The organism is Janthinobacterium sp. SUN118 (assembly GCF_030397695.1).
GTDB lineage: Bacteria > Pseudomonadota > Gammaproteobacteria > Burkholderiales > Burkholderiaceae_D > Janthinobacterium.
Map to the genome: position 1 here is coordinate 886462 of NZ_JAPUBV010000001.1, position 15532 is coordinate 901993.

The 15532-nt window shown below is 61.0% G+C and carries 16 protein-coding genes and 1 tRNA gene; 9 read left to right on the forward strand and 8 right to left on the reverse strand.

The genetic code is table 11. From position 1 onward, the window contains the following. The first annotated feature begins 60 nt into the window (after positions 1-60). Entirely contained in the window at positions 61-1107 is a 1047-nt protein-coding gene (locus O0880_RS04015; protein ID WP_289885188.1) for a lysozyme inhibitor LprI family protein, read from the forward strand. Between the two features lie 39 nt (positions 1108-1146). Continuing rightward, positions 1147-1614, forward strand: coding sequence for a hypothetical protein (locus O0880_RS04020; RefSeq protein WP_289885189.1), 468 nt, complete (start codon positions 1147-1149; stop codon positions 1612-1614). Here O0880_RS04020 and O0880_RS04025 read toward each other — a convergent pair whose 3' ends face one another. The 5 genes from O0880_RS04025 to O0880_RS04045 form a co-directional block, all read right to left on the reverse strand. After that, a complete protein-coding gene (locus tag O0880_RS04025) occupies positions 1615-2013 on the reverse strand; it encodes a hypothetical protein (RefSeq protein ID WP_289885190.1) in 399 nt (132 codons plus the stop codon). Between the two features lie 102 nt (positions 2014-2115). Next, positions 2116-2191: transfer RNA gene (locus tag O0880_RS04030), tRNA-Lys, on the reverse strand. A gap of 68 nt (positions 2192-2259) precedes the next feature. Continuing rightward, a complete protein-coding gene (locus O0880_RS04035) occupies positions 2260-4047 on the reverse strand; it encodes a GspE/PulE family protein (RefSeq protein ID WP_289885191.1) in 1788 nt (595 codons plus the stop codon). A gap of 47 nt (positions 4048-4094) precedes the next feature. After that, on the reverse strand, positions 4095-4883 hold the full coding sequence (locus O0880_RS04040; RefSeq protein ID WP_289885192.1) for a spermidine synthase: 789 nt from the start codon (positions 4881-4883) through the stop codon (positions 4095-4097). A gap of 230 nt (positions 4884-5113) precedes the next feature. Then, a complete protein-coding gene (locus O0880_RS04045) occupies positions 5114-5626 on the reverse strand; it encodes a glycine zipper 2TM domain-containing protein (RefSeq protein WP_034747447.1) in 513 nt (170 codons plus the stop codon). 401 nt (positions 5627-6027) lie between these two features. On the opposite strand from O0880_RS04045, the gene O0880_RS04050 reads away from it, so the two are divergent. The 5 genes from O0880_RS04050 to O0880_RS04070 all read left to right on the forward strand — a co-directional run bounded on the left by O0880_RS04050 (position 6028) and on the right by O0880_RS04070 (position 11355). Beyond that, positions 6028-6426, forward strand: a complete 399-nt coding sequence (locus O0880_RS04050; RefSeq protein WP_289885196.1) for a barstar family protein — start codon at positions 6028-6030, stop codon at positions 6424-6426. Positions 6427-6582: 156 nt separating this feature from the next. After that, positions 6583-7191: a phosphoribosylglycinamide formyltransferase gene (purN, locus tag O0880_RS04055; protein WP_071322293.1), complete on the forward strand. Its 609-nt coding sequence runs from the start codon at positions 6583-6585 to the stop codon at positions 7189-7191. A 21-nt stretch (positions 7192-7212) separates the two neighbouring features. Continuing rightward, positions 7213-8532, forward strand: coding sequence for an RsmB/NOP family class I SAM-dependent RNA methyltransferase (locus O0880_RS04060; RefSeq protein ID WP_289885197.1), 1320 nt, complete (start codon positions 7213-7215; stop codon positions 8530-8532). Between the two features lie 122 nt (positions 8533-8654). After that, positions 8655-10013, forward strand: coding sequence for a mechanosensitive ion channel domain-containing protein (locus tag O0880_RS04065; RefSeq protein WP_071322295.1), 1359 nt, complete (start codon positions 8655-8657; stop codon positions 10011-10013). A 133-nt stretch (positions 10014-10146) separates the two neighbouring features. Next, a complete protein-coding gene (locus O0880_RS04070) occupies positions 10147-11355 on the forward strand; it encodes a fatty acid desaturase (RefSeq protein WP_071322296.1) in 1209 nt (402 codons plus the stop codon). Positions 11356-11495: 140 nt separating this feature from the next. Here the strand turns inward: O0880_RS04070 and rpmG are convergent, their stop codons facing one another. The 3 genes from rpmG to radC all read right to left on the reverse strand — a co-directional run bounded on the left by rpmG (position 11496) and on the right by radC (position 12843). Further along, the gene (gene rpmG, locus O0880_RS04075) at positions 11496-11663 is read right to left on the reverse strand and encodes a 50S ribosomal protein L33 (RefSeq protein ID WP_010400929.1); all 168 of its coding nucleotides are present in this window, start codon (positions 11661-11663) and stop codon (positions 11496-11498) included. Positions 11664-11685: 22 nt separating this feature from the next. Then, positions 11686-11922, reverse strand: coding sequence for a 50S ribosomal protein L28 (gene rpmB / locus O0880_RS04080; RefSeq protein ID WP_010400928.1), 237 nt, complete (start codon positions 11920-11922; stop codon positions 11686-11688). Positions 11923-12168: 246 nt separating this feature from the next. After that, positions 12169-12843: a DNA repair protein RadC gene (gene radC / locus O0880_RS04085; protein WP_289887285.1), complete on the reverse strand. Its 675-nt coding sequence runs from the start codon at positions 12841-12843 to the stop codon at positions 12169-12171. A 277-nt stretch (positions 12844-13120) separates the two neighbouring features. Here radC and O0880_RS04090 point away from each other — a divergent pair, with 277 nt between their 5' ends. Beyond that, entirely contained in the window at positions 13121-14950 is a 1830-nt protein-coding gene (locus O0880_RS04090) for a hypothetical protein (protein WP_289885199.1), read from the forward strand. 120 nt (positions 14951-15070) lie between these two features. Beyond that, positions 15071-15526 (forward strand): FKBP-type peptidyl-prolyl cis-trans isomerase, encoded by a 456-nt coding sequence (locus O0880_RS04095; protein WP_034747468.1) that lies wholly within the window; start codon positions 15071-15073, stop codon positions 15524-15526. The last annotated feature ends 6 nt before the right edge of the window (positions 15527-15532 follow it).

Here is a 15532-nt window from a genome sequence, read left to right on the forward strand (position 1 = left end):
GGGCCACGCGTATCCGATCAGTTAAACTTGCCGCTTTACTCACGCTGGCGCTGCCTGAACATGAAAATTTGTCTACCCTTATTGAAAACGCTATTGCTGGGTGCAGGCGCGCTGCTGGCAACCCAGGCGCTTGCCGCCGCTGCCGCACCATACCCGAATACCAGCGCCATGGGCGTGGGCCACGCGGAAAGCACGGCCTGGTATGCCGCTTGCCTGAAGGTCAAGGATAGTGCGCCGCCGCCGGCCGACTTGCCGGCGCCGTCCGCCGTGACCGCCTTGCAGCAGTGCCAGGCGACGGACCTGTATTACGATACCAAGAGTATGTCTTCGCCCAAGCCCGCCGACTGGCGTCCCGTGCGCCATTGCGCCCTGGCCACACAGAACAGCGCCGTGCTGATGATGCTGTACCAGAACGGCCAGGGCGTGCAGAAGGATACGTTGTTGGCGCTCAAGTATGCGTGCAGCATCGATGCGGCGCCGGCCGAGATGCAGGGCCGCATCGAACACTTGCAGCAGATTAACGCCAGCGGGCGCGGCATGATCGACCTGTGCGACGACATCACCAGCGGCTACATGATGGGCGTGTGCAGCGCCATCGATGCGCGCCAGAAGCAGCGCGTGCGCGCGCAGGCAACGGGCAAGGCGAGCGAAGCGATGCCTGCCGTGGCGCAGGCGTCGCTGCAAAAACTGCAGGCGGCGGCGGGCAAGTTTGCCGACGCGCGCGCGGCCCATGAAACGGACTTGAGCGGCACGGCGCGCGCCGCCCTGAGCATCGCCGCCCGCACGGCCGAGCTCGATTTGCTGGCGCACGATCTGCGCGACTACGAAGCGGGCAAGCTGCCGGCAAGCATGTCCAAGGAGCAGGCGGCCGCGCTCGACAAGGAGCTCAACGCCATCTACGGCAAGCTGATGAAAAAGCCGGCGGCGACCTATGCGGGCGCCGTCGGCAAGGATGGCATCCGCGCCACGCAACGCCTGTGGCTGGCGTACCGCGATGCCTGGATGAATTTCGGCGCCGTGCGCTATCCGTCCGTCACCAGCGAGACGTGGGCTGGCCGCCTGACGTCGCGGCGTAATGTGCAACTGCAAGACTTGCTGGAGAATTAAAAAATGCGGGAAGTGTATTACCACGAAGATGATTTTTGCATGATCGAACTGCTGCCGCTGGATAACCTGCAGCACTGTTTGACGCAGATGGGCGAGCAGCAGGCGTTTGCCGATGCGCACCGCAGCGGCGCCGGCTGGACGGCGATGTATGTGCCCGAGGCGCCGCCGTCGCCGCTGTCCGCGCTGGGCCTCACGGCCGATCAGCTGCGGCTGGCGCTGGCCGATGCCTTGCCGCCCTACGACGCCGTCTACACGGGCTACAGCAGTTACCGCGTGGAATGCAAGAATGTGCTGGCCTTTGGCGGCGAGCAGACGGAAACCCTGTTTGCCGGCCTGGACGACAAGGGCATCGTGTGCGACCTGTGGTGCAGCGATGGCATGCCGCAACTGTTGCTGCTGCCCTTGAAGGAGCGCTTGCTGCTGGCCGACTGGGGCGCGGGGTTTGCGTGTCCGCTGGCCGATGGCGACCTGTTCGCCCGCTATCTGCAGGAATACGAACTGGGCTGATTATTCGCAGGCGATGGCGTTCGGCTGGGCCACCTTGACTACCGACGCCAGACGCGCCATGTCGTTGCCGTCGCCCTGTTCCACATAGGGCTGATAGGTGTCGATGACGATGCGGGCGCGCGCTTGCCAGCCGCAATTGTCGGCCTGGCGCGCGGGCACGCGCAGCAGGCGGCGCGCCTCGGCGTCGTTACTGAAACAGAACCACGCATCGTGTGCGGCCGCGGGGCGGGGCAGGCGTCCCCACTGCGCCTTGTCGGGCGCGAAGCAGACGCGTTTGCCGATGATCTCCAGGCTCATTTCGTCCGTGCGCGCGCTGTACTGGCCATCGAGCACGATCGGCGTTTGCGCCTGCGCGGACAGGCACGCGGTGGCCAGGAGGAGGAAGGCGGCAGGTTTCATGCGTTTCTTTCGGGCTGGCGGGACGAGGCGCCAGTATAACCCCGGGGCTGGAAATGCAAAAAGCCCATCCGTGAGGATGGGCTTTTTGGTACTGCGCATTCGTGGTAGGCCGTGCGGGATTCGAACCTGCGACCAACGGATTAAAAGTCCGCTGCTCTACCAGCTGAGCTAACGACCCGAAAGAGGCCGCATTATATATCAGTTGAAAAAGAATGCAAAGCATTCCTGCACGAAAATGTAGATGGCTCAATGCAGGGCCGCCGTGAGCTTCAGCACTTCCTCGATGCTGGTGCTGCCGTCGCGTATCCTGTGCGCGCCGGCGATGCGCAGCGGCGTCATGCCGTCGAGGATGCTCTGGCGGCGCAGCGCGTGCAGGTCGGCGCCGGACTTGATCAGCTGGCCGAACGCTTCCGTCACGCCGAGCAGTTCGTAGATGCCGGCGCGGCCACGGTAGCCGCTGTGCCGGCACGCGGCGCAGCCGACGGGGCGATACACGCTTGCCGGGAGCGCCAGCTGGCCATCGGCCAGGCTGTGCCATTGCGCCGCGCCCGGCGCCGCATCCGGTTGCTTGCAGTCGGCGCACAGGCAGCGCAGCAGGCGCTGCGCCAGCACGCCGATCAGGCTGGCTTCCAGCAAGTAGGCGGGCAAGCCCAGTTCCAGCAGGCGCATGACGGCCGAGGGCGCATCGTTGGTGTGCAGGGTCGACAGCACCAAATGGCCCGTCAAGGCCGCCTGAATGGCCATCTCGGCCGTGGCCAGGTCGCGGATTTCGCCCACCATGATGATGTCGGGGTCTTGCCGCATCAGCGCCCGCACGCCATCGGCAAACGACAGCTCGGCCTGCACCTGCATCTGGTTGAAGGCCGGCTCGACCATTTCGATGGGGTCTTCCACCGTGCACACATTGACGGCGCTGCTGGCCAGCGCCTTCAGCGTGCTGTACAGGGTGGTGGTCTTGCCCGAGCCCGTGGGCCCCGTCACCAGCACGATGCCGTGCGTGCGCGCCGTCAGCTGTTGCCAGCGTTGCGCATCGGCCGGCGGGAAGCCCAGGTCGGCCAGGCTCTTGATGGCGATCTCGGGATCGAAGATGCGCATGACGAGCTTTTCACCGAAGGCCGTGGGCAGGGTCGACAGGCGCAGCTCGATTTCCTGTCCCTGCGCATTGCGCGTCTTGATGCGGCCATCCTGCGGGCGGCGCTTTTCCACCACATCCATGCGTCCGAGCAGCTTGATGCGCGCCGTCATGGCCAGCAGCACCACGGGCGGCACCTGGTAAGCCTGGTGCAGCATGCCGTCGATGCGCAGGCGCACGAGGCCCGCGTCGCGCTTCGGCTCCAGGTGGATGTCGGAGGCGCGCTGCTCAAACGCGTATTGCCACAGCCAGTCGACGATGCGCACCACGTGCTGGTCGTTGGCGTCGAGGCTGGCCTTGTTGCGCCCCAGTTCCACCAGCTGTTCCATATTGTGGCGCAGCGCCAGGTCTTGCGTGGACGCTTGCCGCGCCACCTTGACGGCACTGGCCAGGCTGAAAAATTGCGCGATGGCATCGGCGATGTGCAGCGGGTTGGCGATGACGAGGCTCAGCTTGCGTGGCGCCACAGTCCCCAGTTCCGCCTGCCAGGCAAGCGCATACGGCTGGGCGGTGGCGATGACGATGCGTTCCGGCGTGCTGTCCACGGGCAGGATGTTGAAGCGGGCCGCATAGCCGGCCGTCATGACGTCGGCCACCTGGCTGAAATCGATGTGCAGGGGATCGATGCGCAGATAGGGCAGGGCCGCGCGCTGCGCCAGCCAGGCGCACAGGGCGTCGAGCGTGAGCAGGGCATGCGGCGCCAGGGCCGAGCACAGCCGGCAATCGGCCACATGGCACAGCGGATGGATGGGTGGCGCGGGGAGCAAGCCGGCGTGGGTGCGGATGGTGGCCGCCTGCGCCGCATCGAGCACGCCATCGTCTTGCAGCCAGCGCAGCAGGTGCGGCAAGTCCAGCGTGGCGCTCGCGGTGGCAGTGGCAGTGGCAGGGAGGGAGGAGGGCATGGCCGGCGCCTTTCAAGGCTGCCGGCCACGCGTGGGCGTGCCGGCGCTTACAGCGTGCTGACGATGCCCTTGACCCAGCTCTTGGCGGGCAGCTTGGTGTCGGCGACGATCTGCTTGGCGCGCTCGAGCAAGGTGGCTTGCGCCTCGGCATCGAGTGCCACTTTCGTCTTGAACGCGATCGCCACCACGTTCCCATCATGGACTTCCGGCAGGCAGACCACCTGTGCAAACGCAAACTTCATCGCCTTGATGTTCTTGGCGTAGCTGGGGTGGTCGCCAAACAGGTTCACCGTCATGATGCCGTGCGGCGCCAGGCAGGCGCAGCAGGCGGCATAGAAATCGGCGCTGTCGAGCACGGGGCCGCGCGCCGTGGCGTCATACAGGTCCACCTGCAGGGCGTCCAGCGTGCCATGGTTGGCTGCATCGTTGACGTAGTTGAGCGCATCCATTTCGCGCACGTGCAGGCGCTCGTCGTTGGGCGGCAGCTTGAACATCGAGGCGCAGATCGTGATGACGGACGGGTTCAGCTCGATGGCCTCGACTTGCGCCTGCGGGAACTGGCGGTAGCAGAATTTGGTCAGCGCGGCCGTGCCCAGGCCCAGCTGGGCGAGGCGCTGCGGTTCCTTGATCCACAGCATCCAGGCCATCATCTGCTGCGCATATTCGAGTTCCGGCCAGTCCGGCTTGCGGATGCGCATGGCGCCCTGCACCCATTCCGTGCCGAAATGCAGATAGCGCACGCCATCCATTTCCGACAGGGTGACAGGGGCGTAGCGGGGCTTGCGCGCAGGGCGCGAGGATTCGACTTGTTCGATGGATTTTCGTTTGATAAGCATAAGGCGGCCTGAAAGTGTGCCGCATTATAGCCCGTGCCGGGGGGGGCATAAAAAATGCCGGCCCCATGAGAAGCACATGGGGCCGGCATTTTTAATAACGACGCCAGGCAGAAGCGTCGCGAGCCCAAGGGAGGGATAGCCGAGACGCGCAACCGTCCTCAGTACGGGGGCGCCAAGCCGGTGAGCATCGCAGGCTGCCTATGCCGACGCGCAGCAGCGTATGTCAGGCGTTACTGCTGAGCAGGCTCGATGGAGACACGCAGACGGATGCGTTCGCCCGGATCGTAGGACATGATGCTCGTGTAGTTGCGGCCACGATAGTCGTACGTGACCTGGTAGCCATTGTTGCGGCTTTCCCAGTGGTCGACCTGACGGCATTGCTTGACGGCTTGTTCCTGCACGCCACCCTGGTAGTTGTTCTGGTTGTCGACGCGGTCGCCGACGACGGCGCCGGCAATCGCGCCCGCTGCCGCGGCGGCCGTGCGGCCATTGCCGCCGCCGACCTGGCTGCCGAGCAGGGCACCGGCGATACCGCCGACGATGGAGCCGCCAGCGCTACGCTGTTGCGGCGGCGCCTGCACCTGCACGTATTCCGTACGGCATTCCTGGCGTGGACGATTGATCTGTTCGACTTGCGGCACGACGCGCACGACCTTGCCGAAATCTTCAAAGTCGGCGGCCTGGGCGAGTGGCAATGCACCGATACAAAGGGCTGACATCATCAATTTGGCTTGCAAGTTCATTTGTAACCTCGTTATGTAGAGAATCTTTCAGGGTATTTTTTACAACTTGGGACTATAGTAATCCCGCCGGACCGATACTTGTGTTTCGCCTGGCAACAAAATGTAACAGCCCAAGCCCCTCGCCCCACAGTCTGTAACATGCACTTTCAATCGATACAAGATGTTGAAATGACTTGAAACCGGCGGTTTGTAACAAATCTTGCGTTTGACATCATATTCGGGTTGATTCATGCAGGACAACACGTTACCCTAATACGCGTATGGCTTATATAAAATCGCACTGAATCGCATAAAAGTTGATACAGATCGAATCACCGCGTGCGCATTGACCCGCGTGCGGGGATGCAATAAGACGAGCAACTAGAAGAGATCCATACATAACAGGTCGATTTGAGGGAAAAATGAGTTTGTTACTAACCGTGCCGCCCAACCTTGTCCAGTCCATCCGTGCCTTTCGCGTGACCGAATTACAAGACGAGGCGATTCGTCTCGGGCAGCACTTTTTATATGCGCATTGCCACGCTGGGCAGACCAAACAACAAGTCATCGGCATTATTGCAGAAGCATTCCTGTTTCCGAAAAATCTGGCGAAGAATTTCGACGCGCTGCGTCTGTGCCTGACGGACACCATGTACAAGGCCGGTCCGCAGACGGGTTTCCTGGTGGTGCTCGAGCAATTGCCAAATACGCAAAAATTCGACAAGGAAGCGCGCGAGATCCTGCTCGACGTGTTCCGCGACGCGGCCGACTACTGGGCCGAAAAGAAAGTCCCGTTCCGCGTCTTCTATTCGTTTGAGTAAAGACTTACTCGCGCTGTAGTGCAGAAAAATCAGCCTGGCGCGAGCGCGGCAGGCACGCCGTGCGGGCAATGGCAGCGCTCCTGCGCTTATGTTGCGCCGCAACAATAATGCCGGCCTTTCTAGATTCGCATCGCCATAGCGGGTACAATGCGCGCTATGAAAAATATCGTTATCCTCATTTCCGGACGCGGCAGCAACATGGAAGCGGTCGTGCGCGCGGCGCAAGCCGAGCAATGGCCAGCCCGTATTGCCGCCGTCATCAGTAACCGGGCCGATGCCCAGGGACTGGTTTTTGCCGCGGAACATGGGATAGCGACCGCTGTCGTTGCCAACAAGGATTATGCCAGCCGCGAGCAGTTCGATGCGGCGCTGCAAGCCGCGGTCGACGGCTTTGCCCCCGACCTGGTCGTGCTGGCCGGTTTCATGCGCATCCTGACTGCGCCATTCGTCGAGCATTATGCGGGGCGCATGCTGAATATCCACCCGTCGCTGCTGCCGCTGTTCCCGGGCATGGCGACGCATCGCCAGGCGCTCGAGGCGGGCGTGACGGAACACGGCGCGACCGTGCATTTCGTAACTGCCGAGCTCGACCATGGCCCTGCCGTGGCGAGCGCGGTGGTGCCCGTCTTGCCAGGCGACACAGAAGAAAGCTTATCGGCGCGCGTGCTGGTACAGGAACATCTGCTTTACCCGCGCGCCATCCGCCTGTTCATTGACGATAAACTGTCAGTCGAGCATGGCCAGGTCCGCGTGGACCCTCAATAAAATATTACAGGAAAAATAACAATGAGATTGCCACCAGCGATACTTGCCAATGCTGAAGAAGTATTGCGCGAAATTTTACGTTTCACGGCCCCGGCCGACACCACCCTGTCGCGCTATTTCCGCGACCATCCGCGCCTCGGTTCGCGCGAGCGGGGCGCCATCGCCGAAGGCATTTATGCCGTGCTGCGCAACAAATCGTTCTTCACCGACTTCGCCGAAGCGGGCAACGGCCCCACCATGCGCCGCCTGACCATCCTCGGCCTGGCCGAAGCCGTCGGCGCCGATTCGCTGGGCGGCTTGACGGAAGAGGAAGTGGAATGGCTGGAACGCATCACGCAGATCGACCGCAACCTGATGCCGCCGAACATGCGCGCCAACATGCCGACCTGGCTGTTCGACAAGCTGATCGCCCAGTTCGGCGAAGCGGAAACCATGCTGCTGGCCGATGCGCTGAACGCGCCGGCGCCGCTGGACTTGCGCGTCAACTCGCTCAAGGCCACGCGTGAAGACGTGATGCTGGCCCTGGCCGAAGCGCCCATCCTCAGCACGCCGACGCCGTTTGCCCCGCTGGGCTTGCGCGTGATCAAGAAGCCATCGCTGCAAAACCTGCCCCTGTTCCAGAGCGGCGCCATCGAAGTGCAAGATGAAGGCAGCCAGATCCTGTCGCAGATCGTCGGCGCCAAGCGCGGCGAGATGGTGGTCGACTTCTGCGCCGGCGCGGGCGGCAAGACCCTGGCGCTGGGCGCGCTGATGCGCAACACGGGCCGTCTGTACGCATTCGACGTATCCGAAAAACGCCTGGCCAAGCTGAAGCCGCGCATGGCGCGCAGCGGCCTGTCGAACGTGCATCCGGTGCAGATCGCGCATGAGCGCGATGCCAAGATCAAGCGCCTGGCCGGCAAGATCGACCGCGTGCTGGTCGATGCGCCATGCAGCGGCCTGGGCACCCTGCGCCGCAATCCGGACGTGAAATGGCGCCAGCAGCCGAATTCCATCGTCGAACTGCAAGCCAAGCAGGCGGCGATCCTGGCCGGCGCGGCGCGCCTGGTCAAGGGCGGCGGCCGCCTGGTGTACGCCACCTGCAGCTTCCTCAACGAAGAAAACGACCAGATCGCCGAGCAATTCCTGGCCGCCCATCCCGACTTCACCCTGGTGCCGATGAGCAAGGTGCTGGCGGAACAGAAGATCGAGCTGGAAATGGGCGATTACCTGAAATTGCTGCCGCACCTGCACCAGACCGACGGCTTCTTTGCCGCCGTGTTCGAACGCAAGGTCATGCCGAAAAAAGTCTACGCCGATGAAAAGCCGGCCGACGACGCTGACGCTGAACCAGCCGAGTAAGCCTGTCACGGGCCGCCGCCGCTCCCGCAGCGGCGGCCACGCAATGCCGCCAGCCAGCCTGGCGGCATGGGCTAGATGCCCATCCGTATCACTTCTGTCCCACCTTCCGGACCGCCTGCGCCATGAATGAAACCCCACTGCTGAACCTGATCACCGACTTTGTCGACGATTTCCGCCAACCGGCCATCCTGTGGCAGGCGCTGGCGATCGTCGCCTGCCTGGCCTTGAGCTGGCTGCTGGTGCGGCAGTTGCGCGAATTCCTGCACAAGCGGGCGGAAGCGGCGACGACGCCGGCCACGCCGGAAACGCTGCAGCGCACGGACAGTTTCATCCGCATCCTCACGCCCGTGCTGGCGGCCATGCTGCTGGGCATTGCGCAACACTTCCTGGCCAAGTTCCAGTCGGTGAACCTGCTCAATATCGCCATTCCCCTGTGCACCTCGATGGCGCTGGTGCGCTTCGGCTTTTACGTGCTGCGCCGTATCTTTGCCCGCCACGGCGAGATCAGCCCGACCATGCTGTTGCTGGAAAAGGTATTTACCGTCGTTGTGTGGGCCGGCATGGCCCTGTATATCACGGGCTTGTGGCCAGAGTTGCATGCTTTCCTGGAGAGTATCGTCGTGCCGCTGGGCCGCAACAAGGTTTCCGTGGCTGCCATCTTGCAAGCCGCTATTTCCGTGGCCGTGCTGCTGGTGCTGGCCATGTGGGCCGGCACCTCGCTCGACGAGCGCCTGATGAAAATGCAGGGCCTGCATACCTCCTTGCGCGTGGTCATGTCGCGCATGGGCCGCGCCGTGCTGATCCTCGTTTCCGTCCTGATCAGCCTGTCGCTGGTGGGGATCGACCTGACGGTGTTGTCCGTATTCGGCGGCGCCTTCGGCGTGGCGCTCGGTTTCGGCTTGCAAAAGATCGCCGCCAACTTCGTTTCCGGCTTCATCATCCTGCTCGACCGCAGCCTGACCATCGGCGACATGATTACCGTCGGCCAATTCACGGGCAAAGTCACGCAGATCAATACGCGCTATACTGTGTTATTGGGTGGCGATGGCGTGGAATCCATCGTGCCGAATGAAATGCTGATTTCCGGCGGCGTGCAGAACATGTCGCTGAGCAACCGCATGGTGTGGCTGTCGACCGCCGTGTCGGTGGGCTATGAAACGGACCTCGACGCCATCTTCCCCTTGCTGGAAGCGGCTGCGGCCAGCGTGCCGCGCGTGTCGCAAAGTAATCCTCCATCCGTTACCCTCGTGCGTTTCGGCGCCGACGGCCTGGATCTGCAGATCGGTTTCTGGATCGCGGACCCGGAAAACGGCACCGGCGGCGTGAAGTCGAATGTGAACCGCGCCATCTGGCGCACCTTGCAGGAACAGAAGGTCTCTGTACCTTTCCCGCAACGCGAATTGCGTATTGTGGGTACGCCTCCTGCCCCGCTCGTCGGCGCGGCAGAGGGTGAGTCCGCGCCATCCGGCACCCAGCCTTAACCTCGCTGCCTGCCTCCGTTTTTGCCTGATCGCACCCATTAGGGCGTACAATCACGCCTAAAATTAACTCTGCCGGACCTCCAGAGCAACTGGAGCGACCGTGCGCACGCCCTGTCCACTTGGAGTAGTAGTAATGACATTGAGTTCCGTTTTACACGACGTTTTGCAGTTCATGGCAACTGGCATTACCGATCTGTCTGCATGGCAAGTTTTCCTGTACACCATGGTGGTCACGCATATCACGATCGCCAGCGTCACGATTTATTTGCACCGCCACCAGGCTCACCGCGCGCTGGAATTGCATGCGATCCCCAGCCATTTCTTCCGTTTCTGGCTGTGGCTGACGACGGGCCAGGTCACCAAGGAATGGGCGGCCATCCACCGCAAGCACCACGCCAAGTGCGATACGGAAGAAGATCCGCACAGCCCGGTAACGCGCGGCATCAAGAAAGTCTTCTGGGAAGGCGCCGAGCTGTACCGCGCTGAATCGAAGAACATGGAAACCATGGCCAAGTACGGCCACGGCACGCCGACGGACTGGATCGAGCGCAACCTGTACACGAAATACAGCTGGCTGGGCGTCGTCTCGCTGTTCGTCATCAATTTCATCCTGTTCGGCGTGATCGGCATCTCCGTATGGGCCGTGCAAATGATGTGGATCCCCATCACGGCGGCTGGCATCATCAACGGCATCGGCCATTACTGGGGCTACCGCAACTACGACTGCGCGGACGCGGCCACCAACATCATTCCCTTCGGTATCCTGATCGGTGGCGAAGAGTTGCATAACAACCACCATACGTATGCGACGTCGGCCAAGCTGTCATCGAAATGGTATGAAATCGATATCGGCTGGGCTTATATCCGCGCGCTGGAAATGCTGGGCCTGGCGAAGGTCAAGAAACTGGCGCCGGAGCCGAAGTTTTCCCACGGCAAGCTGGAAGCGGACTTCGAGACCTTGCAGTCCGTCATCGCCAACCGCTACGACGTGATGGCCAAGTATGCGAAATCGATCAAGCATGCGTGGAAGGAAGAGCTGGAACACCTGAAGCACAAGGCCGAACTGGAAAAGCGCTTCCTGAAGTCGTCGCGCAAGCTGATGCAGCGCGAACCGGGCAAGCTGGCCGATGCGCACCATGAACAGCTGTCGGAATTGTTCCAGCACAGCAAGGCACTGGAAACCATGCACCATATGCGCGTGGAACTGGGCGCCATCTGGGAGCGTTCGCACTTTACGCGCGAGCAATTGCTGCACAAGCTGCAAGACTGGTGCGCGCGCGCCGAAGCGTCGGGCATCAAGTCGCTGCAAGACTTTTCCTTGCGCCTGCGCAGTTATGCCTGATTGAGCTGCCGCAGCCTATCGAGGCCCTGGATTCCAGGGCCTTTTTTTCGTCCCGGGAAAGCGGGTGAGGGGATGGCCTAAAATCAGGACGAAAAAAAACCGCTCATCGGAGCGGCTCTTTTTACAGAACACAGTATCAATTACTTGATCTTGGTTTCTTTGTACGTTACGTGCTTGCGTGCTTTAGGATCGAATTTCATGATCTCCATTTTCGCAGGCGTCGTACGCTTGTTTTTGGTAGTCGTGTAGAAGTGACCCGTACCGGCGGTCGATTCTAACTTGATTTTGTCGCGGCCTGATTTTGCCATGATAGCTCCCTTATTCTGCTAATTAGACTTTTTCGCCACGAGCGCGCATATCGACCAATACGGCGTCGATGCCGACTTTATCGATGACGCGCAGACCGGCGTTGGACAAACGCAGGGAGACCCAGCGGTTTTCAGATTCAACAAAAATACGACGATTCTGCAAGTTAGGCAAAAAACGACGTTTGGTTTTGTTGTTTGCATGGGAAACATTGTTGCCGACCATCGGCTTCTTCCCAGTGACTTGGCAAACACGTGCCATGGCGCACTCCTTAAAGATATTCCAAATTGGAAAAACGAGAGTATATCCAAAATAAGCCGATTTATCAATGACTTGCGAAAAACAATTGTGTCTTGTTGTTGTAAATATATTTAACAATTTGACTTTTGCGATTTCTCATAGGGGAAACGCTGGTAAACACTGTTGTTTACCGTTAGATAAGCATGCTGTTGTTTTTACGTATGTCCTTGTTTACACATGGTTAACTGCGTCGGGATCGCGCACGGCCTAGAGTTGGCCATGCTCGGCAAACGAATGCACTTGCCGCCCAGCAACGACAAAATGGTCGAGGATGCGCACGTCGACCAGCGACAGGGCCTGCACCAGCGCGCGCGTCAGCAGCAGGTCCGATTCGCTCGGTTCCGGCGTGCCGGATGGATGATTGTGGGCCAGCATGACGCTGGCCGCGTTGTGCAGCAGCGCCTGCTTGACCACTTCGCGCGGATACACGCTGGTGTGGGTGAGGGTGCCGCGAAACATTTCCTGGGTGGCGATCAAACGGTTCTTGACGTCCAAAAACAACACATGGAACGCTTCATGCGCCAGGTGGCCCAGGGTCAGGCGCAGATAGTCCTTCACGGCGTGCGGCGAATTGAGGGCTTGCCCCGCCTGCAAATCCTCGATGATGGCGCGCCGCGCCAGTTCCAGCACGGCTTGCAGCTGGGCAAACTTGGCGCTGCCCATGCCGTGCACGGCGGAAAAACTCACGAGGCTGGCGCCAAACAGTCCACGCAAGGAACCGAAATGCTCGACCGTGTCGCGCGCCAGTTCCACGGCGCTCTTGCCGCGCACGCCCGTGCGCAGGAACACTGCCAGCAATTCCGCGTCCGACAGCGAGTGCGCGCCATCCTCGATCAGGCGTTCGCGCGGCCGTTCGCCGGCCGGCCAATCCTTGATGCCCATCTTGCCTCCCATGCCGCGTGCAGGTAGTGGCGGCGCCTGCCGACGATTGTCGCGTGGTTCTGCTGCGGCCATGCTGCGCTAGCTCGTCTTCCTGTCAGATCATGGCAAAAAAACAAAAACCAAGATGCCCGGAATGGCCATTTTCAGGCGCTATCATTTGCCTGTCGTTGCACTCTATGCAAATTGCGGCGGCGGGGAGTCAGGGCCCTGAACTCAATGTCTTCCACTTAGTTTCGCAGGAGCAGTCATGCCATATATCAAAGTTATCAACGGAGTCATGCAAGAGTTCAACGCCGCCGGCGTCAATACGGGCAAGGTCAGCGGCATTGGCCTCAATTCGCATGCCTATCTGGAGCGCCGCGCCTGGAGTCCCGACGCGACGGCCGCCACGAATGACGGCAATCCCGACTACCCGGCCGATTTGCCCTACCTCGCGGCCAACGGTGTCAAGTACATCCAGGTGATGGTGGCGCCATTTAACGGCAGAGTGGCAAACGGCACGGGCCACCAGGTGTGGGACTACGTTGTCGGCATGCCGGAATTTGCTTCCGACAACACGGTCGTGACGCTGAATATCAACGGGACATACTGGGCCGCGGTGCAGGCGCTGCTCGACTGTGCGCTGGCCAATGGCATCGGCATCATCGCCTGTCCATTCTGGAATCCGGCAGCCGTGCCGGAACTGGTGGGCGAGGGGACCAACGTCGTCGCGGAACTGAGCAATGCGCAATCGAAGACGCGCAACTACATGCGTGCCTTTGCCAGGGCATTCGCCTTGCGCTACGCCAGCCATGCAGGCATCGCCGGCTGGATGGCGGCGCAGGAATTGCAGATCATCAAGAACCTGGGAGTCCATACCGTCAATGCCGTGATTCAGGAAACGGCGCAGACACTGCGCGACAACGATGCGCTGGGCCGTATGATTTCCTCCGGCAATGTCGGCATTGCCCATACCTCGCCCCGTCAAGGCTCTTTACAGCAATACATCACGGAAACCCTGCCCTTGATGAATCCAGATCCGGTCGATTGCATTTGCGAAAATCTGTTCCTAGGCAATGAATATGTGAGCAGCGCCCTCGATGGCAATACGGAGTTGCCCGCTGATTTTGTTTCCTCCTCGCTCGCCTATCTGCAAGTGATGCAGCGTGCGGCCAAGGCCTTGGGCAAGCCGTATTACATCGGCAGTTTCGGCCTGTCGAAAAAGCAAGAGCTGGCCTTGCAGGATACCGAGCGGCAAGACAACCTGCATGCCCTGTTGAGCGCCATACGCCGTACGGGCGTGCAGCTGGCGTGCTACTGGGCCTGGAATGCGGGGACCACCACGGAAAAGGAAGGCTTGAACCTGGTCGAGGCTGAAACGCCATTGAAAACGAATTACCGCACGCCCGTCTGGAACGCCTTGCGCGGCGAGGACGCCATCCGCCCCGCGCCGCCCATGCCCTGTTTCGGCGTGACGAAGACCTTGCAATTCCAGCCTGGCCTCATGCTCACCGTGCCGTCGTCCGCGCGCTACGAGAGTGCGGATTTTTCCCTGTCGTATTGCATCCGGCAGCAGGCTTTTTCCTCGATCAAGGACATTGAACTGGCTTTCATCAAGCGTCAGTCGGATAAAAAAGGCTGGGCGCTCCTGCAAAAGTTTATTACTACGCAGAACGACATCACTACTTTCCTGCATCTATGGAATAACCAGGGAGAGCATGGCCTGGGCGCCAACAGCAATGGTCACGGCGTGAAGGTGGATATTGCCAACCGCTGGCTACGCTGTACCTACACCGTCAAGCATGATGGTTCCATCAGCCTGTATGTCGACGATTTTCTCATGTATCAGGGCAGCAAGATGGTGAAGCCATTTGTGAATGCCGCCGCCACGCCCCTGGTGATCGGCCGCCCCGTGCATGCGCTGGAGCAGGGCGCACCCGCCTGGCAGTTGTCCGATGTCATCCTGTACGACCGCGTGCTGACGCCGAAGGAAGTGTATGACTATGGCCAGTACGGCATCGTGCACAGGCCCGTGGGGCGCTGGAAGCTCGACGGCAATCTGGAAGACAGTTCGGGCTTCGGCAATCACGCCAGCACACCTGGCGGGTTGACGTACGTCAACGTCTGACAGGTGACAGGGGCGCGGCCATGTTTTTTGACAAAAGCATGGCTGCGCTGAGATGGCATGGGGCAGGCGCGGCCAGTGTGGCTTACAATATCGTTTTGCACCAGCTACTTGAAACCTACTATGTCCAACGAGCAACCAGCAGTCGTCACCGAAGCGGCTTACCTCACTCTGCATTATCGTCTTGCCACTGTTGACGGTACTGACATTGTCACGACCTTCAGCGGGAATCCCGCCACGTTGATGCTGGGACAGGGCCAGCTGGCGCCGTTCCTCGAGCAGCGTTTGCTGGGTTTGCCTGAAGGCACGCACCAGACTTTCGAGCTGGCGGCCGGCGAAGGCTTTGGCGAGCGCAATCCCGAGCTGGTGCAGTCGGTTTCGCGCGCCACGCTCGATGAAAACTCGGTGCCGGGCGCCGACTACAAGATCGGCGACCTGGTGGACTTCGCCGCCCCGGGCGGCGGCCGCTTTGCCGGCGTGCTGCGCGAACTGCGCGACGATTCGGCCCTGTTCGACTTCAACCATCCGCTGGCTGGCCAGCCGCTGCGTTTTGAAGTCAAGCTCATCTCGGTGCTGTAAACAAGG